Source organism: Klebsiella sp. 2-CIP_Kleb., from assembly GCF_050378715.1.
Taxonomy (GTDB): domain Bacteria; phylum Pseudomonadota; class Gammaproteobacteria; order Enterobacterales; family Enterobacteriaceae; genus Klebsiella; species Klebsiella quasipneumoniae.
Genome location: NZ_JBNRLG010000008.1, coordinates 160,746 through 187,260, shown reverse-complemented (window position 1 = coordinate 187,260; position 26,515 = coordinate 160,746). Strand labels below are relative to the sequence as shown.

Annotated in this window: 31 protein-coding genes and 1 pseudogene; 15 read left to right on the top strand and 17 right to left on the bottom strand. The window is 59.6% G+C overall.

What is annotated here, in order from left to right:
- Positions 1-64: 64 nt before the first annotated feature.
- Complete coding sequence (locus ACQUTP_RS22680; protein WP_017898654.1) at positions 65-475, top strand: Spy/CpxP family protein refolding chaperone; 411 nt, start codon at positions 65-67, stop codon at positions 473-475.
- 85 nt (positions 476-560) lie between these two features.
- On the opposite strand, the gene ACQUTP_RS22675 is transcribed toward ACQUTP_RS22680, so the two are convergent.
- Positions 561-2,063, bottom strand: a complete 1,503-nt coding sequence (locus ACQUTP_RS22675) for a UbiD family decarboxylase (RefSeq protein WP_004203721.1) — start codon at positions 2,061-2,063, stop codon at positions 561-563.
- A gap of 121 nt (positions 2,064-2,184) precedes the next feature.
- Here ACQUTP_RS22675 and ACQUTP_RS22670 point away from each other — a divergent pair, with 121 nt between their 5' ends.
- Positions 2,185-3,084, top strand: a complete 900-nt coding sequence (locus tag ACQUTP_RS22670) for a LysR substrate-binding domain-containing protein (RefSeq protein ID WP_017898653.1) — start codon at positions 2,185-2,187, stop codon at positions 3,082-3,084.
- Here the strand turns inward: ACQUTP_RS22670 and ACQUTP_RS22665 are convergent.
- Both ACQUTP_RS22665 and ACQUTP_RS22660 read right to left on the bottom strand, forming a co-directional pair.
- On the bottom strand, positions 3,081-4,865 hold the full coding sequence (locus tag ACQUTP_RS22665; RefSeq protein ID WP_004203726.1) for a sensor domain-containing diguanylate cyclase: 1,785 nt from the start codon (positions 4,863-4,865) through the stop codon (positions 3,081-3,083). The two genes, ACQUTP_RS22670 and ACQUTP_RS22665, sit on opposite strands and share 4 nt — an antisense overlap.
- A 73-nt stretch (positions 4,866-4,938) precedes the next feature.
- On the bottom strand, positions 4,939-6,147 hold the full coding sequence (locus ACQUTP_RS22660; RefSeq protein ID WP_004203727.1) for an HD domain-containing phosphohydrolase: 1,209 nt from the start codon (positions 6,145-6,147) through the stop codon (positions 4,939-4,941).
- 303 nt (positions 6,148-6,450) lie between these two features.
- Here ACQUTP_RS22660 and fraE point away from each other — a divergent pair, with 303 nt between their 5' ends.
- The 4 genes from fraE (at position 6,451) to ACQUTP_RS22640 (ending at position 10,204) form a co-directional block, all read left to right on the top strand.
- Entirely contained in the window at positions 6,451-7,494 is a 1,044-nt protein-coding gene (gene fraE / locus ACQUTP_RS22655) for a fructose-asparagine asparaginase (protein WP_048323834.1), read from the top strand.
- Positions 7,495-8,167: 673 nt separating this feature from the next.
- A complete protein-coding gene (lpxP, locus tag ACQUTP_RS22650; RefSeq protein ID WP_017898648.1) occupies positions 8,168-9,082 on the top strand; it encodes a kdo(2)-lipid IV(A) palmitoleoyltransferase in 915 nt (304 codons plus the stop codon).
- A gap of 89 nt (positions 9,083-9,171) precedes the next feature.
- Complete coding sequence (gene leuE / locus ACQUTP_RS22645; protein ID WP_004203730.1) at positions 9,172-9,810, top strand: leucine efflux protein LeuE; 639 nt, start codon at positions 9,172-9,174, stop codon at positions 9,808-9,810.
- Positions 9,811-9,940: 130 nt separating this feature from the next.
- On the top strand, positions 9,941-10,204 hold the full coding sequence (locus ACQUTP_RS22640; protein WP_004203731.1) for a DUF2534 family protein: 264 nt from the start codon (positions 9,941-9,943) through the stop codon (positions 10,202-10,204).
- Between the two features lie 59 nt (positions 10,205-10,263).
- Here ACQUTP_RS22640 and ACQUTP_RS22635 read toward each other — a convergent pair whose 3' ends face one another.
- The 4 genes from ACQUTP_RS22635 to ACQUTP_RS22620 all read right to left on the bottom strand — a co-directional run bounded on the left by ACQUTP_RS22635 (position 10,264) and on the right by ACQUTP_RS22620 (position 11,754).
- On the bottom strand, positions 10,264-10,389 hold the full coding sequence (locus ACQUTP_RS22635) for a hypothetical protein (RefSeq protein ID WP_017898646.1): 126 nt from the start codon (positions 10,387-10,389) through the stop codon (positions 10,264-10,266).
- 118 nt (positions 10,390-10,507) lie between these two features.
- Entirely contained in the window at positions 10,508-10,582 is a 75-nt protein-coding gene (gene yoaJ, locus ACQUTP_RS22630) for a protein YoaJ (protein WP_137910537.1), read from the bottom strand.
- A complete protein-coding gene (locus tag ACQUTP_RS22625; protein WP_004150782.1) occupies positions 10,582-10,683 on the bottom strand; it encodes a YoaK family small membrane protein in 102 nt (33 codons plus the stop codon). Before ACQUTP_RS22625 ends, yoaJ begins: the two co-directional genes overlap by 1 nt.
- 57 nt (positions 10,684-10,740) lie before the next feature.
- Complete coding sequence (locus tag ACQUTP_RS22620; RefSeq protein WP_017898645.1) at positions 10,741-11,754, bottom strand: sensor domain-containing diguanylate cyclase; 1,014 nt, start codon at positions 11,752-11,754, stop codon at positions 10,741-10,743.
- Positions 11,755-12,054: 300 nt separating this feature from the next.
- Here ACQUTP_RS22620 and ACQUTP_RS22615 point away from each other — a divergent pair, with 300 nt between their 5' ends.
- On the top strand, positions 12,055-12,294 hold the full coding sequence (locus ACQUTP_RS22615; protein WP_004203736.1) for a putative hemolysin: 240 nt from the start codon (positions 12,055-12,057) through the stop codon (positions 12,292-12,294).
- Here ACQUTP_RS22615 and ACQUTP_RS22610 read toward each other — a convergent pair.
- On the bottom strand, positions 12,284-12,622 hold the full coding sequence (locus tag ACQUTP_RS22610) for a DUF488 domain-containing protein (RefSeq protein WP_074186551.1): 339 nt from the start codon (positions 12,620-12,622) through the stop codon (positions 12,284-12,286). The genes ACQUTP_RS22615 and ACQUTP_RS22610 overlap by 11 nt on opposite strands.
- Positions 12,623-12,626: 4 nt before the next feature.
- On the bottom strand, positions 12,627-13,136 hold the full coding sequence (locus tag ACQUTP_RS22605) for a DUF523 domain-containing protein (protein ID WP_004203740.1): 510 nt from the start codon (positions 13,134-13,136) through the stop codon (positions 12,627-12,629).
- Between the two features lie 145 nt (positions 13,137-13,281).
- Between ACQUTP_RS22605 and ACQUTP_RS22600 the strand changes: the two genes are divergently transcribed.
- Complete coding sequence (locus ACQUTP_RS22600; RefSeq protein ID WP_004203741.1) at positions 13,282-13,974, top strand: CTP synthase C-terminal region-related (seleno)protein; 693 nt, start codon at positions 13,282-13,284, stop codon at positions 13,972-13,974.
- A 31-nt stretch (positions 13,975-14,005) separates the two neighbouring features.
- On the opposite strand, the gene ACQUTP_RS22595 is transcribed toward ACQUTP_RS22600, so the two are convergent.
- A complete protein-coding gene (locus tag ACQUTP_RS22595; RefSeq protein ID WP_072140547.1) occupies positions 14,006-15,181 on the bottom strand; it encodes a CynX/NimT family MFS transporter in 1,176 nt (391 codons plus the stop codon).
- Between the two features lie 107 nt (positions 15,182-15,288).
- On the opposite strand from ACQUTP_RS22595, the gene ACQUTP_RS22590 reads away from it, so the two are divergent.
- Complete coding sequence (locus ACQUTP_RS22590; RefSeq protein WP_428902445.1) at positions 15,289-16,083, top strand: AraC family transcriptional regulator; 795 nt, start codon at positions 15,289-15,291, stop codon at positions 16,081-16,083.
- Here the strand turns inward: ACQUTP_RS22590 and ACQUTP_RS22585 are convergent.
- From ACQUTP_RS22585 to ACQUTP_RS22575, 3 genes and pseudogenes are all read right to left on the bottom strand, one after another.
- On the bottom strand, positions 16,067-16,513 hold the full coding sequence (locus ACQUTP_RS22585; RefSeq protein WP_004203746.1) for a DUF441 domain-containing protein: 447 nt from the start codon (positions 16,511-16,513) through the stop codon (positions 16,067-16,069). The genes ACQUTP_RS22590 and ACQUTP_RS22585 overlap by 17 nt on opposite strands.
- 117 nt (positions 16,514-16,630) lie before the next feature.
- Positions 16,631-17,131 (bottom strand): YbaK/prolyl-tRNA synthetase associated domain-containing protein, encoded by a 501-nt coding sequence (locus tag ACQUTP_RS22580; protein WP_004203748.1) that lies wholly within the window; start codon positions 17,129-17,131, stop codon positions 16,631-16,633.
- A gap of 95 nt (positions 17,132-17,226) precedes the next feature.
- Positions 17,227-17,383: pseudogene (locus ACQUTP_RS22575) on the bottom strand (hypothetical protein).
- On the opposite strand from ACQUTP_RS22575, the gene ACQUTP_RS22570 reads away from it, so the two are divergent.
- The gene (locus ACQUTP_RS22570) at positions 17,378-18,514 is read left to right on the top strand and encodes a glycosyltransferase family 9 protein (protein WP_074447347.1); all 1,137 of its coding nucleotides are present in this window, start codon (positions 17,378-17,380) and stop codon (positions 18,512-18,514) included. The pseudogene ACQUTP_RS22575 and the gene ACQUTP_RS22570 overlap by 6 nt on opposite strands.
- A gap of 183 nt (positions 18,515-18,697) precedes the next feature.
- On the opposite strand, the gene ACQUTP_RS22565 is transcribed toward ACQUTP_RS22570, so the two are convergent.
- Positions 18,698-18,940 carry a DinI family protein gene (locus tag ACQUTP_RS22565; RefSeq protein WP_004203750.1) on the bottom strand — a complete coding sequence of 81 codons (243 nt, stop codon included), beginning with the start codon at positions 18,938-18,940 and terminating at the stop codon, positions 18,698-18,700.
- Between the two features lie 270 nt (positions 18,941-19,210).
- On the opposite strand from ACQUTP_RS22565, the gene ACQUTP_RS22560 reads away from it, so the two are divergent.
- Both ACQUTP_RS22560 and ACQUTP_RS22555 read left to right on the top strand, forming a co-directional pair.
- Positions 19,211-19,630 carry a translesion error-prone DNA polymerase V autoproteolytic subunit gene (locus tag ACQUTP_RS22560; RefSeq protein WP_004203751.1) on the top strand — a complete coding sequence of 140 codons (420 nt, stop codon included), beginning with the start codon at positions 19,211-19,213 and terminating at the stop codon, positions 19,628-19,630.
- Positions 19,631-19,632: 2 nt separating this feature from the next.
- On the top strand, positions 19,633-20,898 hold the full coding sequence (locus tag ACQUTP_RS22555) for a Y-family DNA polymerase (protein WP_004203752.1): 1,266 nt from the start codon (positions 19,633-19,635) through the stop codon (positions 20,896-20,898).
- A gap of 6 nt (positions 20,899-20,904) precedes the next feature.
- Here ACQUTP_RS22555 and ACQUTP_RS22550 read toward each other — a convergent pair whose 3' ends face one another.
- Positions 20,905-21,810: a LysR family transcriptional regulator gene (locus ACQUTP_RS22550; RefSeq protein WP_017898609.1), complete on the bottom strand. Its 906-nt coding sequence runs from the start codon at positions 21,808-21,810 to the stop codon at positions 20,905-20,907.
- A 165-nt stretch (positions 21,811-21,975) separates the two neighbouring features.
- On the opposite strand from ACQUTP_RS22550, the gene ACQUTP_RS22545 reads away from it, so the two are divergent.
- A complete protein-coding gene (locus tag ACQUTP_RS22545) occupies positions 21,976-22,725 on the top strand; it encodes an SDR family oxidoreductase (protein ID WP_017898608.1) in 750 nt (249 codons plus the stop codon).
- Between the two features lie 88 nt (positions 22,726-22,813).
- Here the strand turns inward: ACQUTP_RS22545 and ACQUTP_RS22540 are convergent, their stop codons facing one another.
- Together ACQUTP_RS22540 and ACQUTP_RS22535 are read right to left on the bottom strand one after the other, a co-directional pair.
- Positions 22,814-23,407: an ester cyclase gene (locus ACQUTP_RS22540; protein WP_032446977.1), complete on the bottom strand. Its 594-nt coding sequence runs from the start codon at positions 23,405-23,407 to the stop codon at positions 22,814-22,816.
- Between the two features lie 2 nt (positions 23,408-23,409).
- Positions 23,410-24,519 (bottom strand): alkene reductase, encoded by a 1,110-nt coding sequence (locus ACQUTP_RS22535; RefSeq protein ID WP_285755373.1) that lies wholly within the window; start codon positions 24,517-24,519, stop codon positions 23,410-23,412.
- A gap of 101 nt (positions 24,520-24,620) precedes the next feature.
- Here ACQUTP_RS22535 and ACQUTP_RS22530 point away from each other — a divergent pair, with 101 nt between their 5' ends.
- Complete coding sequence (locus ACQUTP_RS22530) at positions 24,621-25,529, top strand: LysR family transcriptional regulator (RefSeq protein ID WP_004203758.1); 909 nt, start codon at positions 24,621-24,623, stop codon at positions 25,527-25,529.
- 124 nt (positions 25,530-25,653) lie between these two features.
- Positions 25,654-26,511, top strand: a complete 858-nt coding sequence (locus tag ACQUTP_RS22525; protein WP_004203760.1) for a MurR/RpiR family transcriptional regulator — start codon at positions 25,654-25,656, stop codon at positions 26,509-26,511.
- Positions 26,512-26,515 lie beyond the last annotated feature (4 nt).

Below are 26,515 nucleotides of genomic sequence, written 5' to 3'. Positions count from 1 at the left end.
CAGATAGGCTTTATTCCCGCGATGATAATCCCGTCTCTTTTACTTGCCTGAAGGATAACTCATTGTGAATACACGCTTGCGTAACACCCTGATCGCCATTGCGCTGACCACCTGCTTCACTGCCGCCAGCCAGGCGTCGACCTCGGCTGACGTGCCGTCTGTCTCGCAGGACCCGGTCGTCCAGCATCTGAAGCTGAGTGAGGAGCAGGTCGCCAAAATCCAGGCGCTGCGTCAGGGATTCGAAAACAATGTGAGCCAGATTAAAATCAGCGGCTATCAGGACGGCGCCCTGGCCGACGTTATTCACTCCGGGAAATGGGATGAAGCTAAAGTCAAACAGCAGCTGGCTGCTTTTGGCCAGCTGGATCAGCAGGTGCGCTACTATCGTGTGAAATACTACTTTGACGTCAGCCAGGTGCTGACTGCCGAGCAGCGTGAGCAGGTGAAAAAAGACCTCGCCGCGGCGATTAATTAACCCGGCCTTCGCCATCCGCTCCGGATGGCGCTGAATCGGGCGACAGACGCCGCGTGTCCGGCGCCAGTCGCCCAGCTTGACTGACTTACTGACCGTGGCCGTTTTCCAGACGGGCGAAATACTCCGGAGCAAACGGACGCGGGTCGACATCGGCAAACGGCGCACGCTCAAAGTGTGGCTTCAGCGCCCAGGGGACCGTGCAGTCAAAAATCGTCTTGCAGCTGATACCTTCCCCGCGGATCGACGGACTGTATTCCGGCGTCTGGGAAGGATCGAGCTGGTGACCGCGGATACCGGGGAGGGTGGTGATGCTGACATCCCCCTGCATGCGGGTGGTCATCGCCCACAGGATATCGTCGCTGTCAAAGATATCGACATCCTCATCAACCAGAATGATGTTTTTCAGTTCGGAATAGGTCGCCAGTGCCAGCAGCGCAGCCTGTCCCTGACGACCTTCGTCGGCGGGCTGACGTTTTTTCACCTGCAGGATCCCCAGAAATTTACCGCCGCCCGCGGTGTGGGCGTAGACATTTTGTAAGAAGCCCGGGATGGCAGCCTCGACGGCATTCCAGATACTGGCTTCCGTCGGCAGCCCAGCGAGGGTGGTATGCTCTTCCCCCGGTCCCACCAGCGTCTGCAGGATCGCATTGTGCCGCATGGTGACCGCTTTGACTTTGATCACCGGCAGCGACGGGTTGGCGCCGCCGCAGTAGCCGGGAAATTCCGGCATCGCGTGGCCGCTGTTGGTGTGCTGATCCTCTCTGACGCGCACGCCGGGCAGCAGTTCGCCTTCAATAACGATCTCGGCGCGGGCGATGGCTTTCTCCGGGACGCTGACGCCCTGCACCAGCTCCACCGGGCGCTGACGCAGCGCGCCAGCCACGCCCAGTTCGTTATAGCCAAACGGCGTGGTGGGGGCTTCGAAGCAGGCGCCAATATAGATGGCCGGATCGAGACCCATATTGATGGTTATCGGCAGCGGTTTTCCGGCAGCCTCGGCTTTCTGGCGAAACACTTCGATATGGCGGCCGGCGGCAAGAAACATCGACAGCTCATCCCGGCCCTGCACGCACAAGCGGTGGATGGTGACGTCGGTGAGCGAGGCGTCGTCAGGATCGCTGGCCAGCGCCAGGCCCAGGCAGAAGAAGGGGCCGGCGTCGATCGGGGTGTTGGTGGGCGCCGGGAGCAGAGTGCGCAAATCAAAGTCCGGATCGTCGGCCAGAAAGATCTGCTCCTGACAGGGGGCGCTGTCGGCCGGGACCACTACCGGCGCGACCGGTGTTTTCACCGCTTTACCCACCTCCAGCGCCAGCTGCGAAGCTTCGCAGCCCAGCAGCAGCGCTGCCCGCTGGCGGCTGGCGTGCATGCCCACCAGAATGCGCGAATGCGGATAGCCCTTAATATTGTTAAACATCATCGCCGGGCCAATGCGGGTGGGGCGCTTCACGGTGCCGCCGGCGCCGATATGGCGATAGACGCCGGCCAGCTCGGCGTTAGGGTCCACCGGATGATTGGTTTCGAGGTATTGATTGTCATGCTGTTGCAGCAGCGCGATGGCGTCGCGCAGATCCTGAATCGGTGCGGTCATGATGTTCTCCTTAGCGTGTCGATGCGCACAGTATGCTTCGCAGGCTAATGGTTATCAATTGCATCATTTATGCTTTATTGATAATATTTTTATTATCAATCAAACCCACCGGAGTCCGGCCATGTCCTTGCGAGCGTTACGCCACTTTGTGGTCGTTGCCGAAGAGTTACATATGCACCGGGCGGCGGAGCGGTTGCATATCGCCCAGCCCGCCCTCAGCCAGCAGATCAAACAGCTCGAGCAGCGTCTGGGGGTGGTGCTCTTCTCCCGCGCTAACCGCCGTCTGACCCTGACCGCCGCGGGCGAGGCCTTTTGGCAGAAGACGCGGCTGGCGCTGGAGATGGTCGACCAGGCGGCACTGGACGCCCAGCGCACCGCGCGGGGCGAGCAGGGAAGACTGCATCTGGGGTATGTCTCCAGCGCGATGTACGACAGCAAACTGCCGGGGCTCCTGCGCGAGCTGCGCGCCGACTGGCCGGGGATTGAGCTGTCGCTGGTGCATGGCGATGTGCAAATGCTCTACGAAGCGCTGCTGGATCTGCGCCTGGATATCGCCATCATCCGCGCGCCGCTGGCCTCGCCGCCGGACGCGCTGGTGGTCAGGCCGTTTGTGCGGGAAAAGCTCTGTCTGGCGCTCTATCAGCAGCATCCACTGGCAGGGGTAGGGGCGCTCAATCTGGCCTCATTGCGCGCGGATAACTGGATCTCTCTTAACGATCCGCAGGGCACCGGGCTGGAGCAGGTATTTATTGACGCCTGCCGCGTCGCGGGCTTTACGCCGCAGGTGGCGCAGCGGGTCAACGACGTCACCTCGATGATTAGCCTGGTCTCCGCCGGGGTCGGGGTGGCCCTGGTTCCGGTCTCGGCGCGGGCCTTACGCCTCGATAACGTGGTGTACATCGATCTTCAGGACCGGCTGGCGGAGAGTGAGCTGAGCATGGTTTACCACCGCCATATCCGTTCGGCGGTAGTACGGAAAGTCATCTCGCTGCTCAATGCGACTGAGCACTCACCCGGTTAACCGGTCTTCAGGCGGCCAAAGCTGACAATCCTTGAGCGGCCCAGCTCTTTCGCCCGGTACAGCGCGGCGTCCGCCGCGCGCAGCAGGCTGTCGCTTTGGGTATGCTGCGGATAGCTGGCGATACCAATCGACACATCCACCTGACCTATTTCGGTCAGACCATCGCGCAGCGTCATATTATGCACCTGGGTATAGATCTCGCTGGCGCACTGGTGCGCCTCGGCTTCGTCAATGCCGGGGAGCAGCACCAGAAACTCCTCGCCGCCGTAGCGGAAAGCCATGCCGATATCGCGCACCGCGCGCTGCACGATGGTGGCGACGCTCTTAATCACCAGATCCCCGGCCTCGTGGCCGTAGCGATCATTGATGGCTTTAAAATGATCGATGTCGATCATCAGACAGCTCAGCGGGGTGTGGGTATGGACCGCCAGCGCCATCTGTGAATGCAGCGCTTCGTCAAGATGATGGCGATTACGCAGGCCGGTCAGGGAATCGAACAGCGCTTTTTCCAGCAGGGCGCTGCGTAAACGCTGATTGGCCAGCGCCAGGCCCAGCGCTTCCGCCATCAGCTCAAGGTAGGCCCGGGAAGGGGCGTCACTGGCGGTAACGTTCTGAAAGGTCAGCAGCCCGATGGCTTCGCCCTGGGCGATAAGCGGTACGCAGAGCGACTGGCCGGCGTGCTCCTCCGGCAGATGATAGCAGGTGATATCGGGTTCGCCCTGCACCGGCGGATGGCTGAGTCCCCGACGTATCGCCCAGCAGTCGTCGGGTGAAAAGGGCGTCGTCTCCCCGGCGGGCGCCAGCCACTGCGCCACGCAGCGCATCTGCCAGGGATCGGTATCCAGAATATACAGTTTCCCGGGGATCGTCGGGGCGATATTCGGCGCAAACAGTTCTGCCACCTTAATCACATCCTCAATGGTTTCACAGCCCTGCAGCCGCTGGGTCATGCGCGCCAGCAGTTCGCGGATCGCCCAGTCGGCGTCGCGCTGCTGCTCCAGCTGCTGGCGGGCCAGGCCGTTCTCGCGAAAAATGCGGATGGCCTGGGCCATATCGCCAATCTCATCCACCTGAGTGAACTGCGGCGTCTCCACCGCATAGTCCTGGGAGGCGAGACGCTGCACCACGTCGCTCAGGCGAACCACCGGGTAGAGCACCCGGCGTTTGAGAATAAAGCCGAGGACGAACAAAAACATCAGGGCGGTCAGGCCGACCATGATTTCCGACAGGGTTCGCCAGATCCGCGAGCGGTCGGTGGCCTGGTCAATGGCAACGGCGGCGCGATTTTCGAGCATCTGGCGGAAGCGATCGATCTGCGTCTGCATACGTTCCAGCTCGGTCTCGTACGCTTTGCCATACAGTATCGCGATGGCCGCTGGCGCATCGCCGTTGGCGACATGCGCCAGGGCGGCCTGCTGTTCATCCTGAAGTTCAGCGGCAATCTGCAGGCCATCGTGCAGCAGCGCCAGCTCCTCGCGGCTGGCGCCGTTATCTTTCAATCTGGCCAGCCGCAGCTCAATGCTTTTGTCGCTCCGCTGCAGCTGCTGATACTGCTCCAGCGTCTCCGGCGAGGGCTTAACCACGTATAGCCGGGCGAGGTCAGACAGCGCCCAGGCGTCGTTTTCCACCTCGTCGGAGAGGGTATCAAAGACCTGGCGCTGCTGTACCGCCTGGCGTTCGACGCGGTCAGCGCTGGAGGCCATGAGCATGGCGCTCCCGGATGCCAGCGTCAGGCCGACGGTGATCCCGTAGGCCCAGTTGGTGATGGTGGCGATTCTCACCCTGTGTTTCCTTGCATGCAGATGAAGCGGTTTTAATTATAGAACCCGCCCCCGGTTATGACGGCGGCCCGCTTCAGGGACGGTGCTCGCTGCGGGGGTGTTCAAGGGTCTGAAGAATGATGGCGTGTAGCGTTTCCGCATGGTGGCGTAAAACGAGAAAGACATCGCGATCCAGAGCGCCATTTATAACATCCGTTTCCATAATCTGTAAGGCCTCCTGCCAGGCCATCCCTTTACGATAAGGGCGATTTTCGGTCAGGGCGGTGAAAATATCGGCGATGGAGATAATCCGGTCGGCGAGGGTCAGGTGATCCTTTTCGAGATGCAGAGGGTAGCCGCTGCCATCCAGTTTTTCATGATGATTCGAGGCCCAGTTGATAATGTCGCCAAGCTCGCTGTAGTCGCTCAGGAGATCTCCGGTCATGTAGCTGTGCTCGCGTACCTGACTCAGCTCGTCGTCATCCAGCTCCCCCTCTTTTTCCAGAATAGAAAGAGGGATATAAACTTTACCAATGTCATGCAGATAGCCGGCAACCTGTATTTGCTGGCAGGTGGGCTCTGGCAGCTGCATCCAATGGGCAAGCTGGCGGGCGATTTCCCCGACCATAATACTGTGGCTGGCGGTAAAGCTGCTGTAGGTGTCGACAATTTTGGCAATCAGCAGGCAGACATCTTTCAGACCGTCAATATCCAGATATAGCGTGTTGATGGGGGCAATAATTTCCAGCAGCCGTTGAATATGCCCGGGATGCAGGTGCTGCCAGAAGCTCGCATTTTCAGCGACCTCGCACAGGGTATCGCAGAGCAGCGGATCGATCTCCCGGTGCAGGGTGACGAACTGCTCCACCACTGCCCGCGTGGGCCACGCGGCCACGCGGCTATCCGCCGGCAGCAGCCGTTCAAAGGCATCGGCGAAATAGACAATATGCTGTTCGCGGCTGCCGCGGTGCTCCGGGCTAAAGTGGTGGTCGCGAATAAAGGGGACGATGGGCTGGAAGGTTGCTAACCCCTCAAGCATCGCCGCCCCCTGGCGCTGATGCGGATCGTGGATATTATCGATGGCATCCAGCGAATGGATGGTGCGTCTATCACCCAGTACGCCGATATCGTGCAGCAGCGCGGCGCAAAAAATGGTCTGCTGACGCTCGGCAGGCAGCTCCAGCCTTTGCGCCAGCGTCAGCGCGATTAAGGCCGTTCGTTGCATATGCCGGTGCAGTTCAGGGTTAATGATCTGAATGACGTTGGTGGTCAGCATCAGGGCCGACTTCAGGGCAATGCGCATTTCTGTTCTCCGTTCGCGTCACCTGGCGGGCATAAATGACCTTGAGGGTGACGGAAGTGTCGATAATCTGATCGCAATGCGTGTTGTGTGTTGCTGAACGGGTAAAATCTCATAATGTATGGGGTCATGGCGCCTGCCCGGTTCAGATCCAGTCATGCACCAGATTTGGGCGATGTTGAGGCGAGAACCTTATTATTGTCTGATAGTTAACCATTTACCCCCCGTAAAAGATATCAATTCTGGCAAGCCCTTTGCATTAAGCAAGCGTAAGTTTGATTAATGTCTATGAAGGGAGTGACCTGTATGAATTTTAGAGCATTACTTGCCATTGCGTTACTGACGATAAGCAGCCTGGCGTTTAGCGAGACGCGTTTACCGCATATTGTCATTTTAGCCACCGGCGGGACGATTGCCGGCTCGGCGGCCAGCAATACCCAGACGACGGGCTATAAAGCCGGGGCAATTGGCGTGCAGACGCTGATTAACGCCGTGCCGGAAATCAGTAAAATTGCCCACGTCGAAGGTGAGCAGGTGGCGAATATCGGCAGTGAGAATATGACCAGCGATATTATTCTGCAGCTCTCGAAGCGGGTGAATGCGTTATTAGCCCGGGATGATGTCGATGGCGTGGTGATCACGCATGGCACCGACACCCTCGATGAAACCCCTTATTTCCTCAATCTGACGGTGAAAAGCAATAAACCGGTGGTCTTTACCGCCGCGATGCGTCCGGCGACGGCGATCAGCGCCGACGGACCGATGAATCTGCTGGAAGCCGTCACCGTCGCCGCCGACCCGGATGCCCGCGGGCGCGGGGTAATGGTGGTGCTTAACGACCGCATCGGCGCGGCGCGCTTCGTCACCAAAACCAATGCCACCTCGCTGGATACTTTCCGGGCGTCGGAGGAGGGTTATCTTGGCGTCGTGGTGGGGGGAAAACCCCAGTTTGAAACGCGGGTGGATAAGATCCACACCCTGCGCTCGGTCTTCGATGTGCGTCAGCTGAAGGCCCTGCCGAAAGTGGTGATCATCTATGGTTACCAGGACGACCCGGAGTATATGTATGATGCGGCGATCGCCCATCATGCCGACGGTATTATTTACGCCGGCACGGGGGCAGGTTCGGTGTCGGTACGTAGCGCCGCTGGTATTAAAAAAGCGCAGCAGGCGGGTATCGTGGTGGTGCGCGCCTCCCGCACCGGCAGTGGCGTGGTGCCGCCGGACGAGAGCCAGCCCGGGCTGGTGGCCGATTCCCTCAATCCAGCGAAAGCGCGTATTCTGCTGATGACGGCGCTGACGCAAACGAAAGATCCGCTGCTGATCCAGCAATATTTCCACACCTATTGATCCTCTACGGCCAGAGCATTGTTCGCGCCCTGGCCGTGCTGTTCTCGCAATGACCCGACGCGAGTGCATACCGGCGCCGGGTCATTGTCCGTCATTCATCCCGCCTATTTTTGCGCGCGGGAGGTAAAGAAATATTTTTTTATCAGCCGGCGAGGGCGGCATTAAAATGCCTGCGCAAGGGAAGACGATTATTTTTAAAGCAGGCTTAAATAAGCCTATTCTTAATTATTCTCTTAAGGCGAATTTAATCTTCCTTATGCTGATTGATTACACATGATGCATTCCGCGGCGCACGCGCTTTATTTATCGCGTCCACAAACGACGACGCAACATTATGCACCACGCCGCTGTCCGCGCGGTTTGGCGGACGACAACGCCCCGTAGACAGGGCGTCGCCGGCGAAGGATTCGGTTTTTTCTGCTAGTAACGCGGATGATTAGCGTGAAAATGATATACATGATGAATATATTAAGAGGATATCAAGATTTAAGTTTACATTTGGTAACATTTGTGCCGCAATTATGTTTTTTTGTCAGCACGCTGTTTTTTACTTGCCGGAGGGAATTTCAGCGGATTAGTATTGTCCTACTTGCTGTACGTACCGCCTAATGATGATAAATGGATTCTGTTTTCCTTAAGCGTTACCACATAATTAATGTTTACAGGAAAAATCATGGCCTGCGTATTTAATAAACAACTTTTACACCCGCGCAACTGGCTGACCTGGTTTGGGCTCGGCATCCTCTGGTTGATTGTACAACTGCCTTATCCGCTGCTGCATTTTATCGGCACCAGCGCGGGTCGTCTTTCCCGACGTTTTCTCAAACGCCGCGAACATATCGCCCGGCGCAATATTGAACTCTGCTTCCCGGAGATGTCGCCGGCGGCGCGCGAGACCCTGATCGATCAAAACTTTATGTCGCTGGGAATGGGGCTGATTGAAACCGGCATGGCCTGGTTCTGGAGCGACGAACGGGTCAAAAAATGGTTTGATGTCGAGGGCTTTGCCAACCTTAATCATGCGCTTAGCGGCGGGAAAGGGGTGATGGTCGTCGGCGTGCACTTTATGTCGCTGGAGCTGGGCGGGCGCGCCATGGGGCTGTGTCGTCCAATGATGGCCACCTATCGTCCGCATAACAGTCCGCTGATGGAGTGGGTGCAAACCCGCGGTCGCCTGCGCTCGAACAAAGCGATGATCGATCGTAACAACCTGACCGGCCTGGTACATGCCTTAAAATCAGGAGAAGCGGTATGGTTTGCTCCGGACCAGGATTACGGCCCCAAGGGCAGCGTGTTTGCGCCGTTTTTCTCCGTCCCGCAGGCGGCAACCACCAACGGCACCTATGTGCTTTCCCGCTTATCGGGGGCGAAAATGCTGAGCATCAGCATGGTGCGCAAGCTGGATCGCCAGGGCTACAGCTTGCACATTAGCGAAGTGATGAATGACTATCCGGGTGAGGATAAGCAGATCGCCGCCGGCTATATCAACAAGGTGATTGAGCGCGAGATCCTCCGCGCCCCTGAGCAGTATCTGTGGGTGCATCGCCGTTTTAAAACCCGCCCGCTGGGTGAACCTTCCGTCTATTAACCTTCCCGCACAGGCTGCGCTTTCAAAATCCCGACAGTTGGGGTAACGTGAGCCGGATCATGTTTTAGTCGTGCGCGAAGGAGTGCAGAGTGTTCGCTGAGTTTGGTGTTCTGAATTATTTGACTTACCTGGTCGGGGCGGTGTTTATCATCCTCGTCCCTGGCCCTAATACGTTTTTTGTGCTGAAGACGGGCATTGCCCACGGCGTGAAGAAAGGCTATCTGGCGGCGGCGGGCGTCTTTATTGGCGACGCGGTGCTGATGTTTCTGGCCTTTGCCGGCGTGGCGACGCTGATTAAGACCACGCCGGTGCTGTTTAACGTCGTCCGTTACCTCGGGGCGATTTACCTGCTGTGGCTGGGGGGCAAAATGCTCTATGCGGTGCTGACCCAGCGTGACGGCCAGGCCGACGCCAGCGCAGAGCCGGCGAGCGCGATCCTCAAGCGTTCCCTGACCCTGAGCCTGACCAACCCGAAAGCGATTCTGTTTTATGTGTCGTTTTTCGTGCAGTTTATCGATGTCAACGCCAAAGCCCCCGGGGTGGCGTTCTTTATTCTGGCGCTGACCCTTGAGGTGATTAGCTTCTGCTATATGAGCTTTTTGATCCTCTCCGGCTCGTTTGTCACCCGCTACGTCAAAACCCGCAAGAAGCTGGCTAAACTTGGCAACAGCCTGATTGGCCTGGTTTTCGTTGGGTTCGCCGCGCGCCTGGCTACCCTGCAGTCCTGATCCCCACGGGCCGGTTACCCACAGACCGGCCCGCCGCCTCTTATTCTGTCCTGTAACAAAAACCCTTCATTTTTTATTGCATTGGTGTTACATATACAGCCGTTTATCGCTCAGCAAAAAGGAAGCCCGGATGATTCTGCAAAAACTCCTCAGCAATAAAAACTGCAAAAAATACTGTCTGTCGCTCGCGGCGGTGTTTGCTATCGCGCTGGCGGTGGTGGGACGGGCGACCTTTGGCGGCGTGGTGAGCGAGTACAATATGCCGTACTCGGAGTGGACGACGTCTATGTTCTTCCTGCAGGGGGCGATGGTGACAGTTTACAGCATCGTCTTTACCGCGCTCTTCGCTATTCCGCTCGGCTTTATTTTCCTCGGCGACGAGCGTCAGGATTAAGCGTCAACGGGCGAACCGCGGTTCGCCCTGTCTTATCGGCTCATCAACAGCGTGAAGCATTAATCATCGTCATGATAGTGGTGATGGTGGTGGTTGCGATGGTGGTGATACCCATCGTCAACAATGCATCCCGATAACAGCGTGCACAGCGCAATAATCAACGGTAACACGATCGGCTTTTTCATCCTTACTTCTCCCGCTATTTTTCTTTCCCCGTGGCCGAGAATGCCGCGGCGGATAACGTGAGTGTAAAGCGTTAACTTATTGATGGGATAGGACAACTCCGCAATATCGTCGCGGCGATCACCACCAGCCGAACTGGGCGCCGGCCACCGCCACGATGGCGACAACCAGCATAATAATGGTGCTTTTTTTCATTATGCCCCGCCCGGCGCCGCATAGCCGCCGACAAAAAACCAGCCGAGAAAGACGACGGCGATGATAAAGATCGCCACCGGGAAAAGAATACCCAATTTCATGATAGTGTCCCTGTACCCACGAATGATGCCCTGCATGATACTGGATATCGCGTGACTTTAGTCAATATGAATAAAATTCTCCTGCCGGCGAGACTTTTTATCCTGATACATCGCCTCATCGGCAGCGCGTAAGGCCGCTTCAACATCGATACTCTGCGGATCGCAGATGACCACCCCGAAGCTGGCGCCCTCATAGTTGATACGCTGTTCGCCGAGGAAGTAGACCCCGCACAGGGCCTGGCGCAGGGTGGTGACATACGCCTGCTGCGCTGCAGGCGGCTGGGCGCTACCGACGATCAAAAACTCATCGCCGCCAAGGCGGCCAACGATATCTTCACGGCGCGCGACGGCGGTGAGTCGTTCACCGACCTGCACCAGAAAGCTGTCGCCGCACGGATGGCCGAACCGATCGTTAATGGCTTTGAAACCGTCGAGATCGATAAAAATGAGCGCGACCTGTTGCTGCTGAGCGCGGGCGGAGGCAAAGCGTAGCGCCAGTTGCTTAAACAGCGCGCGGCGGTTAGGGAGCTGGGTGAGCTCATCGGTAGACGAGTGCAGCTCCAGCGCGACGTTTGCCGCCTGCAGCTGTTGCACCAGGGTGTCTTTTTCCACGTAGTGGGAAATGAGCTTCGCGAACAGGCCCATGACCTGTTCACCTTCAAGGTTATAAGGCTGTTGTTGCCGGCTGGTGGCGCAGAGGGTACCGAACAGAGATCCGTCGGCCAGGCGCACAGGAATGCTTAAAAAGGTGGCGATCCCCAGCTCCTGGGCGGCGATGCAGGAGTGCCAGCGACGGGCGACGTCATTGCTAAACGTACACTGATCCTCAAGGGCGCGTTTGCACAGGGATTCATCCCAGGGGACGGAAAACCCTTCCGGGATCTGCATTTCGCTGCTGTTGTGGGCGAACATGATCTGCTGCCGCTGGGCGTTGATATCGATGCGGGTAAGGTAGGTGGACTCCATTCGCGTCACCGCCTCCAGCATCTCCAGCAGCTGGCGCACCAGGGTTTCCAGGGACTGTTCCGTAGCGAGGGTTTGCGACACCCGGGCAAGAATAAAATCTGACATGAATAATACAGCTCCAGCACGCCAAACGTCACCCCAGCATATTGGGCTGCAAACGGACATCAGCGTCGAATAAACAGTGATATTTTTAAATTTATCACATCTTTCTGGGGAATACTTGTCGACTCGCCGGGAAAAAAGCCCCGTCGGGGGCGACGGGGAAAAACTCATTGATTATGGAATGATCTGTTCTCTGGTCAGTTCGAGAACAGGGGCTACTCTACGGGGGAAAAGTGCAGGCAAGATGGAGAAACCATGGAGATTCAGGCTAAAATCCCCGGGAATTGGAGAAAGGGAGAAAAGATGAAAAAGTTACTGGCTATATTGCCCCTGGCGCTGGCCGGCTGTGCCCAGCCGCAGCCCACCGCGCCGACGAAAACCATCGGCATGCCCAATCCCGCGGCGGTCTACTGCCAGCAATCCGGCGGCACCCGGGTGCCGGTGCAAACGCCGCAGGGCGTCAGCACCCAGTGCAAGCTGCCCAGCGGCGAAACCCTCGATGAGTGGGCGCTATGGCGCCGGGACCATCCGGCTAAATCGTAACCGGCAGGGCCGCCAGCCAGGCGGCCAGCACCCGGGCATGATTCTGCTCGGTGTTCTTCGCGGCGTACAGCAGCGTCAGCGTCTGGCGCTGCGCCAGCGCCGCCAGCCGCAGGCCCGTGTCGCGATGGGCGTCGAGCTCCTGACGATAGTGCTGGCTGAAGTGGTCGAAATCGATCGCCTCGCCGTGAAAGGCTTTCCGCAGCTCAGCGGACGGCGTTAACTCTTTACACCACTCATCACAGGCCAGCGCCTCTTTTTTAATCCCCCGCGGCCAGAGACGGTCGACCAGCACCCGGTAGCCGTCGCTGCTTTCCTGCGGATCGTACACCCGTTTACATTGAATCATCATCCTGCTCCCTCTGTGCCATCCAGGCGAGCAACTGCGGGATCTGCCCGTCGGAAAACACCGTGATGCCGTGGGCGCGCAGCAGCTCGGCGGCCACGCCGGCGCCCGCTTTGCGCCGCCCGCGAAAGGAACCGTCATAGATAAACTGGCTGCCGCAGGTGGGGCTGCCGTCGGTGAGTAACGCCGCCTGACAGCCCGCTTCCCGGGCGGCGCTGAGCGCCAGCCAGGCAGCCAGCTGATAATGTCCCGTGACGTCGCGGCCGTCGCTTTCCACGATCCGCGCCCGCCCGGCAAGCACATCGCCGCCGGCGCCGTCGACGATCTCCGCCGGCAGGCGGGGCGTCGGCAGACCGGCCGCCAGCTCCGGGCAGTGGATCACCAGACGATCCGCCTGCTGCCAGCGGGACAGGGTCGCCGCCAGCTGCGCTTTCTCGCTACCGTTATATCGCACCTGGAATCCCATCAGGCAGGCGCTGACCAAAAGCTTACTTTTCATCCTCTCTCCCTTTTGCGCTTGCTCCAGTATACCTCACCCGCCGGCCACGGCGGTGGGGTGAAAATAAGGATTGTGTTCCACAGAGGGGATCGCTATCCTGACGTGCCTTGTGCTGCTCGTCTCGTCCAGACATAAGGAACCTGCTATGAAAACTCCTTTACGCCTCGCCCTTGTCGGCGATTATCACCCCGATATTGTTGCCCATCAGGCCATTCCCCTGGCAATAGACGATGCTGCCGCCGTGCTGGAGCAGCCGGTGAAATATGACTGGCTCGCCACCCCGTCGATCGCCTCCGGCGACGCGCTGGCGGAGTACGATGCCGTCTGGGTCGTTCCCGGCAGCCCGTATCGTCACCCGGAAGGCGCGTTTACCGCTATCCGCTATGCCCGTGAAAACAGCATTCCTTTCCTCGGCACCTGCGGCGGCTTTCAGCACGCGGTGATTGAATACGCCCGTAACGTGCTCGGCTGGCAGGATGCCGGTCATGCGGAAACCGACAGCGAAGGGCGGATGGTGATCGCGCCCCTCAGCTGCTCGCTGGTGGAGGCTTCTGCCGTCGTCGAGCTGCGGGCGAATACGCTGATTGCCCGCGCCTATGGTCGGGAGAGCATTGAAGAGGGCTACCACTGCCGCTACGGTGTGGACAGCGCGTTTGCCGCGGAGCTGGAGCAGGGCGATCTGCGCGTCACCGGCTGGGATGAAGAGGGTGAGATCCGCGCCGTCGAGCTGGTGACGCACCCGTTTTTTGTCGCCACCTTGTTCCAGCATGAGCGCCACGCGCTGGACGGGCGTCCTGCGCCGCTGGTGCAGGCGTTGCTGCGCGCCGCGGCACAATAACCCTACCGGCAGCGCCCGCTGCCGGTCATCTTCAGGGATGAATCTCCCGGTCGCGCCCGGCGAGGGCGCCGCAGATCGCCATCACCAGCGAAATCAGCGCCACCGCCAGCAGCGGAATATGCCAGTCGCCATTGGCATCGTGGATCCTGCCCATCAGCGGCGGCCCGCAGGCGGCCAGCAGATAGCCGACGCTCTGCGCCATCCCCGACAGCGCCGCGGCCTGGTGCGCCGAGCTGGCGCGCAGGCCGATAAACGTCAGGCCGAGGATCATCGTGGCTCCGGAGCCAAAGCCGAACAGCAGCGTCCAGCCGATCGCCAGCCCTGGCAGTAGCCACAGCCCGGCGGCGCTGATGGCGCACATCAGGGCGACCAGCACCGCGATCCCGCGCTGGTCGCGCAGCCGATGCAGGATCAGCGGTATCGCCAGGCCGGGCGCAGCGGTCGCCAGCTGCAGCAGGCCATGCAGCGAGCCGGCCTGCGCTTCGCTATAGCCCATACTCTGCAGAATCGACGGCAGCCAGCCGATAATCACGTAATAGACCAGCGAGTTGATGCCGAGGAACAGCGTCACCTGCCAGGCCAGCGCCGACCGCCAGATCCCCCGGTTATGCATGGCGCCTGAGCCGGTCAGCGGGGCCTCCGCTTGACGCCGGGACTGCGGCAGCCAGCTGAGGAGCGCCAGCAGCGGAAAGATCATCAGCAGCAGCAGCGCCCCGCGCCAGCCGAATCCGGCCATCGCCACGGGGACCACCAGCGCCGAGCCTAGCGCCGCTGCGCCGCCCATCGTCAGGGAATAGGCGCCGGTCATCCGCGCGACATGCTGCGAGAAATCCCGTTTAATCAGCCCGGGCAGCAGCACGTTTCCCAGCGCAATGCCGCAACCGATCACCGCCGTGCCGATAAACAGCCATGCAGCGGAGGGCAGGGAGCGCAGGGCAATGCCGGCGCAGATCAGCAGCATCGCCAGCAACAGGCTGCGCTCCATGCCGAACCGGCGGGCAACCCCTGCCGCCAGCGGCGAGACAAGGCCAAAGGCCAGCAGCGGCAGGGTGGTGAGCAGCCCGGTCTGCGCGGTGGTCAGGCCATAGTCGCTACGAATCGCGTCCAGCAGCGGCGCCGCGCCGGTAAAGACCACGCGCAGGGTGGTGGCGATGAGCAGGATACCGGCAATCAGCAGCGCGGAGCGGCGGCCGGTGGAGGAGGTCACAGAAGACATATCATTCTCAAGGTAACTAAAGAGGGGGGTTACGATAGCGACTTTGTCCTCTGTTTAAATCAAGCTAAAATGACAGATTATCGCTAATATCGGACAACATGATGATCGGACTGGGTCTGGATGGTTATGAACCGGACAGTGGCCACGAATCGGCCATTGCCTTTCGTATTCGGGTGGTGGAGGCGGAGCAGTATATTCCGGCGCATTCCCACCGTAAGGGGCAGCTGATCCTCGCCCTGCACGGCGCCTTAACCTGCGAGGTGGAGAACGCGATGTGGATGGTGCCACCGCAGTATGCGGTGTGGGTCCCGGGGCAGCTTTCCCACAGTAACCGCGCCACCCCCGGCGCCCTGGTGTGCTTCCTGTTCATCGAGCCGGGCGCCGCGCCGATGCCGGACCGCTGCTGTACGTTAAAGATTTCCCCGCTGGTGCGGGAGCTGATCCTCGCCCTGGCGGAACGCGGCGGGGAGTCGCTGGCCGCCCCCGCCACGGCCCGGCTGGTGCAGGTTCTGTTTGATGAGCTGCCCCGTCAGCCGCAGGAGCACCTGCAGCTGCCGGTATCGAACCACCCGAAAATTCGCCAGATGGTGACGATGATGGCCGAGGATCCGGCGCGCTGGCAGACCCTGAGCCAGTGGGCGGCGGAGTTCGCGATGAGCGAGCGCAATCTGGCGCGGCTGGTGGTGCGTGAAACGGGGCTGAGCTTTCGCCGCTGGCGCCATCAGCTGCAGCTGATCCTTGCACTGCAGCTGCTGATCCGCGGGCAGACGGTGCAGCAGACGGCCCAGGCGCTGGGCTACGACTCCACCACCGCCTTCATCACCATGTTTAAGAAAGGGCTGGGGCAGACGCCGGGCCGCTATCACGGCAGCCTGGCTACGACTTCCCAATAAACAGCGAGATGATCCCGGCGGCAATCAGCGGCCCGACCGGGACGCCGCGAAACAGGGCGACGCCAAGCACCGTACCGACCAGCAGCCCGGCCACCAGATGCGGCTGGGAGCCCATCAGCGAGACGCCGCGTCCGCCAAGCCACGAGACAAACACCCCGACCGCAATCGCCAGCAGCGATTTCCAGTTCATAAAGGAATGGATCAGCGTCGATGGCGGCAGCGTGCCGCTGGCGATGGGCGCCATCACGCCGATAGTCAGAATGATGATCCCGACGGTCAGGCCCTGCTTCTCAATCCAGGGAAAGAAGGCGTTCAGCGGCGTGACGCGCACGATAATCAGCACGAGGATGGAGATTGCTACGGTGGTGTTATGACTGATAAAGCCGAGCGCCGCCAGACCCAGCAGGATCAACAGGGTGGTATCAAACATGTACAGAGGTCCTTGCCAAAAAAAGAATGCCAAAAAATATCCTGCTGACTCTACGCATCGTGGCGTGAATAAACAGGATTTTTACGCCATGCGGCGGAAATCAGGGCCGATGCCCGGTTAGCTAAGACGGCGAAAGGTCGCGATCTCCGGTCGGGCGATATGTAAATAGTCTTCGGTATCGAGAATGATCGATCGGTCCAGGCGCCCGGCGTTAAAGGCGATTTGTGGGAAGCGCTCAAACAGCAGCGGGTCGGCCACCAGCCGCAGCGCCGGATGGAAACTGAAGGGGGGAATGGCGCCGAACGCGCAGGCGGTGAGCGCTTCCACTTCCGCCGGGCTGGCCAGCGAGGCTTTGCTGCCGCCGATATGCCGGGCCAGGCTGGCGAGGTCGGCCTGCCGATCGGCGGCGAGGATCGCCAGCACATGCTGGTTGACGCCGTTTCCTTTGACTTTACAGACTAACGCTTTCGCGCCCTGGCCAAGCGCAGTGCCGCGGATCGCCGAGACGGCTTCGCACTGGCCGACCGCCTCGTGCGCCATCACCCGATAGCGCGCCTGATGTTCGTCGAGCAGCGCGCACAGCCGCTGATGGATATTACCTTCTACTGCTTCAAGCATAGCGTCCTCCTGACTTCATAAAGCAGCCAGCTTAGCGCTGTTGCGCCGGCCTGCCAACGGTGGGCCGGCAAATTCACGATTCACTCATTATTGCTTCACAGTGCTGTGGTGCAATCCCGCAGGGCTGGATGAGTTTTGTAAATAAAAAAAAGAATGATTTTCATTTTCAATCGAACTTTTTTTATTTCGCTCAGTCTCTATCGGACGACACAGAATATTAATGATTGCCGTAATGAGGTTAGGATGATGCACGATGCAACCATGCAGGGTTCCCCACGCAAGAAGTTTAATAAAATAAGGGAGCTCAACAGACGGCGAAATTACTTTACTAAGAAAGTACGTAATGCCCTGCGGGTGGGCGTGGCGAAAGCGCTCTGGGATCTCCGGCGCCGTCAGCCGGTGGATTTGTCGTCCGCGAAAACCGTCTTACTGATGCGCAATGAGGGGGCGGTCGGCGATGTGGTGGTGGATTCCGCGCTGGTGAAATGCCTGCATCAGTCAGGCTATATCGTTGATTTCCTGCTGACGACCTCTAATAGCCAGGTGATGCGTTATAACCCGCGGATCCGCTATATTTATGAAGCTGAACCGGTTACGTCCGCCGATTTTTTGCGAAAATTTAATCATAACGTTCCCCGCGATGTTATTAATGAACTGGCTAATAATAAGTACGATATTATTATTGACCCTTCGCTGTTCGATATTCCCGTGCATCGCCTGCGGCTTTTCCGACAAATAAAAGCGAAATCGGTGCTCGGGTTTAATAAATGGCCGTCGATTAAGCATTATTCCCACTCTTTTGATTTTGACTGCCAGCGCTGGCACGTGACGAAAACGTTCGAGTTGATCGCCGATTATCTCAAACTGGACACCCGCGGGCTGGACGCTTACGACCTGGCGGTGCCCGGGCCGATTATGCAGGAGGTGGCGCAGTATCTGGCGTCGCTGAGCAGAAAAGCGGTAGTGATTAATATTTTTGCCGGCCATGGCGACCGCAGTCTCTCGCAGACGCAGTTGGCCGAACTGCTTGACAAGCTGCTGGCTCGCCATCCGGGGATCGCGGTTATTCTGCTCGATCACCGGCGTGAGATCCGCATCCCGCTGCCGCCGGAGGTGGTGATTAACCCATTTAACACGTTACACCATGCGATGGCGCTGATTGCCCAGGCGGAGCTGATTATCTCCCCGGACACCTCGGTGGTGCACATGGCGGCGGCGTGGAACAAACCGCTGATCGCGGTCTACAAGGACGTTCTGCTTAATAATCGGCTGTGGGCGCCGGGCTATGACAACGCCAGACAGATTATTGTTAAATGCGGGAAGGTGCATGAGCATCGCGAACTGGTGGATAAAATTATAGCGGCGCTACCGGAGACGCTGTGAGGGCGATGAGGAAAGGTCGGCAGGCATGCCCGGGAAGCTCACCTGCTGGCCGTATGCAAGAGCCAGCAGGTGAGCGAAGGTTGCATTGCCAGTCTGCAACCGCCGCTATTGTACTGTTGCCCGTGGCTCTGCCACATCCGGGAAAGCTCTTAAAGAGGGGGGCGCCGCGACTAACGGGCGGCATTACTCTTCAGTGAGCCACATGTCCGCCTCTTCAAACATCTCCTGCACCGTGCGGCTGATCAGCTCTTTTTCATGCTTGCTGGCGTCGGTGTTGATCGCCGGCAGCGTCATCATCGGCTTCACGCGCACTTCCGCCTCCGGGAAAATGCGCTGCATGCGTTTGGTCAGCTCGTTAAGAATGGTCTCTCTGGCGCCCGGCAGCCCGGCAAAATTGCGCTTGTCATAAATCAGTTCCACAAACATCTTCTGTCCTCTGTATGCTGATCGCGGGCGTTAGTTTTACTGTATTAATGTACAGTGTCAAGCGAATGCCGCGGCGCGGCGCATCTACCACCTCGCGCGGCGGGCGGGCTGCGCGCAAAAGCAGCAAACGGTTCGCGGGCGCTGAAGAGGACCCCCATTGACATCAAGGAGTTATTTCAGTGCTGGCGATTGATAGCTGGAGCCGATATTGACCGGCAAAACAGGCAAAACTACTGTATATATATTCAGTTTTATGTGGTGGGTTAAAAAATGAACTTTTACACGCCGGTTGAGCTACGTCAGATTGTCTCCTTTCCCTTTTTTGCCGACCTGGTGCAGTGCGGCTTTCCCAGCCCGGCCCAGGACTATGTCGAGAAGCGAATCGACCTCAACGAGCTGCTGGTGCAGCATCCCAGCGCGACCTATTTTGTCAAAGCCGCAGGCGACAGCATGATCAATGCCGGCATTGACGAAGGCGATCTGCTGGTGGTGGACAGCGCGCGTAAAGCGGAGCATGGCGATATCGTCATTGCCGCCGTCGGCGGCGAATTTACGGTAAAAAAGCTGCAACTTCTGCCCCGGGTGCAGCTTAACCCGATGAACCCGGCCTATTCGCCCATCGTGGTCGGCCGCGAGGAGACGCTCGATATTTTCGGCGTGGTGACCTACATCATCAAGGCGGCGGGTTGATCATGTTCGCGCACTGTGATGTGAACGCCTTTTATGCGAGCTGCCAGACCGCCTTCCGGCCAGACCTGAAGGGGCGGCCGGTGGTGGTGCTGTCGAACAACGATGGCTGTGTGATCGCCCGCTCGGCGGAGGCGAAGCCGTTTGTGAAAATGGGCGAACCCTACTTTAAGCAGAAGGCGGCGTTTCTTCGCCACGGCGTCGTGGCGTTCAGCAGCAACTATGAGCTGTACGCCGACATGTCCAACCGGGTAATGACCACCCTGGAAGAGCTCGCCCCGCGCTGCGAAATTTACAGTATCGATGAAGCCTTTTGCGATGTCAGCGGCGTGCGCCACTGCAAAGATCTGACCGACTTTGGCCGGGAAATCCGCGCCACGGTGCAGCAGCGCACCCATCTGACGCTGGGCGTCGGGATCGCCCCGACCAAAACCCTGGCGAAGCTGGCCAACCACGCGGCGAAGCAGTGGCAGCGGCAGACGGGCGGGGTGGTGGATTTATCCTGCCCGCAGCGGCAGCGGAAGCTGATGGCGCTGTTGCCGGTGAGTGAGGTCTGGGGCATCGGGCGGCGGATCGGTAAAAAGCTCGAGGCAATGGGGATCGGCACGGTACTCCAGCTGGCGGAGAGCGATATCCGCTTTATCCGCAAGCACTTCACGGTGGTGCTTGAGCGAACGGTACGGGAGCTGCGCGGCGAGCCTTGCCTGGCGCTGGAGGAGTTTGCTCCCGCTAAGCAGGAAATTATCTGCAGCCGCTCGTTCGGGGATCGCATTACGGCCTATGAGGATATGCGCCAGGCGATCTGCAGCTATGCCGCGCGGGCAGCAGAAAAGCTGCGCGGTGAGCATCAGTACTGCCGGTTCGTCTCCGCCTTTGTCAAAACCAGCCCCTTCGCGCTGAATGAACCCTATTACGGCAACAGCGCCTCACTGAAGCTGCTGACGCCGACGCAGGATTCCCGGGATATTATCGCCGCGGCGACAAACTGCCTGGATGCCATCTGGAAAGCGGGGCATCGCTATCAGAAGGCCGGGGTGATGCTCGGCGATTTCTACAGCCAGGGCGTCGCCCAGCTGAACCTGTTCGACGAGCTTGCCCCGCGGCAGAACAGCGCCAGGCTGATGCAGGTGCTCGACCAGCTGAATGCGAAAAACGGCAGGGGGGCGCTCTATTTTGCCGGCCAGGGGGTCCAGCAGCAGTGGCAGATGAAGCGAGAGATGCTATCGCCGCGCTACACCACGCGATACGGCGACCTGCTCCGCGTCAGATAACGCGCGCTATCCCTGCACCGCAGACGGAAAAACCGCCGCCAGCCAGTCAATAAAGACGCGGAGCCGGGGCGGGACGTGCCGGTGCCGGGCATAGACAACGTGAAAAGGATAGGGGGCCGGGCGCCAGGCGCTGAGGATCTCCACCAGCTTGCCGCTCGCCAGCGCCGGTTTCAGCGAATAGGTAAAGGTCTGCACAATGCCTAAGCCCGCCTCGCCGGCGGCAATATGCGCGTTGCTCTCATTGATGCCGAGATGGTGCTCCGTCTTCAGCTCGGTGCTGACGCCGTGACGGGCAAAACGAAACGGAAACGCTCTGCCGCTGGCCGGCGACAGGTAGCTGATGAGCCGGTGGCCATGGTTCAGTTCATTCGGTGAGGCGGGCGTACCATAGCGCTGAAGATAGCCCGGGGTGGCGCAGGTAACCAGCGCCGCCTCGCCGATTTTACGGGCAATCAGCGTCGAGTCTTCCATCGGTCCGCCGCGGATGGCGCAGTCAATATTGCCGCCGATCAGGTCCGAGGGCTTATCGGCCACTTGCAAATCGATACGGATATCCGGCCAGGTGGTCATAAAGTCCGCCAGCAGCGGGATCAGCACATCGCGCGCGGTCGACCCGCCGATGGCGATCCGCAGATGGCCCTTTGGCTTATTGCGGGCGGTATTGAAGGCGGCGTCGATCTCTTCCAGGTCTTCCAGCAGGCGCCGGGCCTTTTCATAGTATTCCCGTCCTTCCGGCGTCACGGTGATACGCCGCGTAGTGCGCTGCAGGAGAGAAACCCCAAGATGCGCCTCCAGTTGCTGAATGGTTTTGCTGAGGGTGGCGTTGGGCATATTCAGCGAGTCCGCGGCGCGGGTAAAGCTGCCGGCTTCGACAACGCGGGTGAAGGCTTTAAGAGCTGAAAACCGGTCCATTATTCGCTTTATCCTGGTTACTGGAGGTGATTATCCACCGAGGGGAAGAGTGTTTTTCAGATTAGGCCATTTTTCCGCCTCGCCGGGACGATTACAGTGCTTTCCATACCCGGCGGGCGCTTTCGCGAGCCTGGCCTGTTTATACTCTAACCAAGGAAATGCACCATGAGCAAAAAACTTGCGGATAAAGTGGCGTTAGTCACCGGCGGCAGCGCCGGGATTGGCCTGGCGTCGGCGAAAGCGCTGGCGGAGCAGGGCGCGAAGGTGTACATCACCGGCCGCCGTCAGGAGGAGCTGGATGCGGCGGTAAGATTCATCGGACCCGCCGCCCGCGGGATCCGCGCTGATGCCGGCGTGTTAAGCGACCTTGACGCGGTATTTGCGACCATTGCCGACGAGTCCGGCCGGCTGGATGTACTGTTCGCCAATGCCGGCGGCGGAGAAATGCTGCCGCTCAGCGCCGTTACCGAAGCGCACGTTGACCGGATTTTTGCCACTAACGTGCGCGGGGTGGTGTTCACCGTGCAGAAAGCGCTGCCGTTGCTCACCGACGGCGCCTCGGTGATTTTGACCGGCTCTACGGCGGCGGTAAAAGGGACGGCTAACTTCAGCATCTATAGCGCCAGTAAGGCCGCAGTACGCAGCCTGGCGCGCTCCTGGGCGCTGGAGGTTAGCGACCGCGGGATCCGCATTAATGTGGTCAGCCCGGGGCCGGTACGTACCCCGGGTCTGGGAGGGCTGGTGGCGGAGGCGGATCGCCAGGGCTTGTTCGATGCTCTGGCCGCCGGCGTACCGCTCGGGCGGCTGGGCGAGCCGGAGGAGATTGGCCGGACGGTGGTGTTTTTAGCGTCGGATGAGTCGAGCTTTATTAACGCCGCAGAGATCTATGTCGACGGCGGGCTGGCGCAAATCTAAGCGCCGGCTGACGCCAGGCGAGTCGTCCCAGCGGAGACCGGGGCGGCTCGCCGTGTTGGCGATCGCTGACGCACCGTCCGGAGGCAGCTTATTGCGCGCCCAGCTGTTTCATCAGCGTCAGGTTATCTTCAATATGCCAGTTGGCGGTAATTTTACCGCCGCGGATCTGATAGATATCGGTGGCGATAAAATCGATATTTTGTCCCTTACCCTGCCGGGTGCCGAAGGTCCCGGTAAAGTGGCCATGAAAATGTAAGTGTGAGACCACCCGGTCACCGGCCACGATCATTTGTTCGACATCACAGCGTAAATCCGGCACCGCCTGGCGAAACGCTCTGGAGGCGAGGATCGCCCCTTCCGGCCCCTGTCGGCGACCTTCCGGGGGCGTTTTATCGATAAAATTCTCCGCCAGCGCCGCCCGGGCCAGCGCGGCATCACCGGTATTCCAGAACGTGGCATACTGCCTGGCGACATATTCATTGGCGGCGCGTGTGGCCGCGGGAAGGCTGCCGTCAGCGATGAGTTGCGCCGGCTTCAGCAGATCCTGTTGGGCTGCATACGCGGAGCCGGACATTGCGACAAGCAGCAGCGCGGTGGCGCAGCGATGGCGCGTGAGGCCGCGTCTGGCCAGCGTGCGGGCAACCGCGACACCACGGCCGGCAGGTAACATTTTGCGGGTCATTTTCACTCTTTATGCTCCGTATAGAAGGGATAGTCGGTATAGCCCGCCTCCGTGCCGCCAAACAGCGTGCCGGGATCGCTGACGGTAGCCAGCGGCCAGCGATGCAGAAGCCGCTGCGGCAGGTCGGGATTAGCAATAAACGTCCGGCCGAAAGCCACGAGGTCGGCGAGACCGGCGTCAAGAATGCGCTCCGCCTTCTGCTGATCGTAATTCCCGGCCACGATCAGCGTGCCGCTGAAGGTCGCGCGCAGCGCGTCGCGGAAGTGTCGGGGAACGGCTGGGGCATCGTCCCAGTCCGCCTCCGCCAGATGGATAAAGGCGATGCCCTGCTGTTCGCACCAGGCCGCCAGGGCAAGGATGGCATCGATCACCTGCGGGTCATTCATCCCGCGCTGGGTAATGAAGGGGGAAAGGCGGATGCCCGTCCGCTCGCGGCCGATTGCGTCGCCGATGGCGGTCAGCACCTCCTGGGCAAAACGGATCCGGTTGTTCAGGCTGCCGCCGTACTCATCGGTACGCTGGTTGGCGGTCCGCCGCAGGAACTGGTCGATCAGATAGCCATTGCCGCCGTGTACTTCCACGCCGTCAAACCCCGCCGCGATCGCATTGCGCGCTGCCTGACGGTAATCGGCGACAATACGCTGGATATCCGACCGGGAGAGCGCCCGCGGCGGTGAACAGTCCACCATCTGGCCCCGGCCCTGCTCATCCACCACCCAGACCTGGGCGTCCGGCGCCAGCGCCGAGGGGGCCACGGGTTGACCATCCGTATGAAAACGGGCGTGCGACATGCGTCCCACGTGCCAGAGCTGAGAAAAAATAACGCCGCCGGCCTGATGTACGGCGCGGGTCGTCAACTGCCAGCCGGCAATCTGGTCTGCGGAATGCAGGCCGGGCGTCCAGGAATACCCCTGTCCCTCGGGAGAGATTTGCGTCGCTTCCGTAACGATCAATCCCGCGCTGGCGCGCTGGCGGTAATACTCCGCCATCAGCGCGGAGGGGATATTTCCCGGCTGCAGCGCGCGCGCCCGGGTCATGGGAGCCATGACGATACGGTTTTTCAGCGGCAGCGTACCGATGCGATGACGATCAAAAAGTGAGAGCGTGTTCATAGTGGTGTCCCTTGCGAAGTGGAATGGAAATCACTTTACAGTCGGGAGCTGATTTTGATAATTAGACGAAAAATAGATTCACTTTTCGGGATATACGAAAAATGGGCAAGCTGGAAGATATGGCGCTACTGGTGGCAGTCGCCGAGGCGGGGGGACTCTCCGCCGCCGGTAGACGGTTGTCGCTTTCGCCGGCCACCATGACGGCCCGCCTGAAGGCGATGGAAGAGCGTTACCAGACCCGCCTGTTCCATCGCTCCACGCGCGCTATCACCCTGACCAACGCGGGGGAAGATTTTTATCATGCCGCGCGGCGCGTACTGGAGGAGGCGCGCCACGCCGAGTCGTTGCTGACGCAAAAAGAGGGCGTCCTGAGCGGCGATATTCGCCTTTCCGCCCCCTCCGACTTTGGCCGACAATACCTTAGCCCGGCCATCGTCGACTTTACCCGCCGTCACCCGGAAGTGACCTTTTCCGTCTACTTAGGCGAGCGTGTGGAGGATCTGGTCGCCAACCGGCTGGATATGAGCATTCGCGTCGGTAATCTGCCGGACAGCAGCCTGGCCATCCGCCACATCCGTCCTAACCACCGGGTGCTGGTGGCCTCGACGGCTTACCTTGCCGCCCGTGGAACGCCGGCTTCGCCCGAGGCGCTGCATCATCACCGCTGCCTGGCGCTGGAGCGGCATGGTGTGGTGATGAACGAGTGGCGCTTTGAGGAGGCGGGAAAAGAGCAGATCATCCGGGTGACGCCGGCGATGGTCTGCGACGATGGGGCGCTGCTGCGGCAGTGGGCGCTCAGCGGGTCGGGGATCGCCGGTAAATCATGGTGGGATGTGAAGAGGGATGTCGAGGAGGGGCGGCTTCAGGTGCTGTTTGCCGATCGCTTCACCGGATTCAGCCCCTTAGACCGCAAGGAGGTTGGGCTGCAGTTTGTCTTTCCCCAGCGAAAGCTGCAACCGCCGCAGGTGTCGGCGTTTATGGCGTTTTTTATCGACTGGCTGGAGAAGTGACGGGCAGCGCGGTTCGCCATGCTCAGGAGCGCAAAGGATGGCCCCCGGGTGTTAGACCAGCCTATAGAGTCTTGATCTCAAATATGATTAGATAGCTTTCACTTAAAACCAGTCAGTGGCTGCCATGAATCTCAGGGAAAAAATCATTAATGAATTCGGCGGGTTGTCGCCCGAGCTGCAACGCGCCGCCGAGTTCTCACTGCAAAATGCCAGTCAGCTGGTGGTGTTATCAATGCGTGCCTTCGCGGCGGAAGCCGGGGTAAAACCGGCGACGCTGCTGCGTCTGGCGCAGCGACTGGGCTACCGCGGCTGGAGCGAGCTGAAAAGTGATTTCATTGACGATCTGGGGCTGCGCAATGATACATACGTATCAAAAGCGGAAAAAATGATGGCCCGCGGGACGCAAACGCAGCTGTATAAAGAGGTTTTTCAGGCGCATCAGGCGAATCTGACCTTTACGCAAAATGAAAATGCCCAGGAGATGGAGCAGGCGGTGACCTTGCTCGATAGCGCGGAGAATGTCTATATCTGCGGATTCCGCGCCAGCTTTCCGATCGCGTGGTCGCTGTTCTATGTCTATCGACTGTTTAACCGCCAGGTGTCATTGATCGATGGCCTGGCCAGCAATATCGAAGTTTTTACCCGCGAACTAACCGCCCGGGACTGCGTCTTACTCACCAGCTTTGCTCCCTATTCACGCGAATCACTGGATGTTTTACAGGCAGCCCGGCAGGCCGGGGCGAAGATCCTCGCCATTACCGACTCGCCGGTTTCCCCCTTAGCGCAGGCGGCAGACTGCACGCTGCTGTTCTCCATCGACAGTCCGTCATTTTTCCCTTCCGTGGTCTCCGGCATGGGCCTGGCGGAGTGCCTGCTGGCGATGCTGGTGGTGCGCCACGGTCGGGAGGCGGTGAGTAAAATTGAAAATGCCGAACGCTATCTTATTGAGTCTGGCGCCTACGTGATCCCCGGTAAGTCCTGATAAA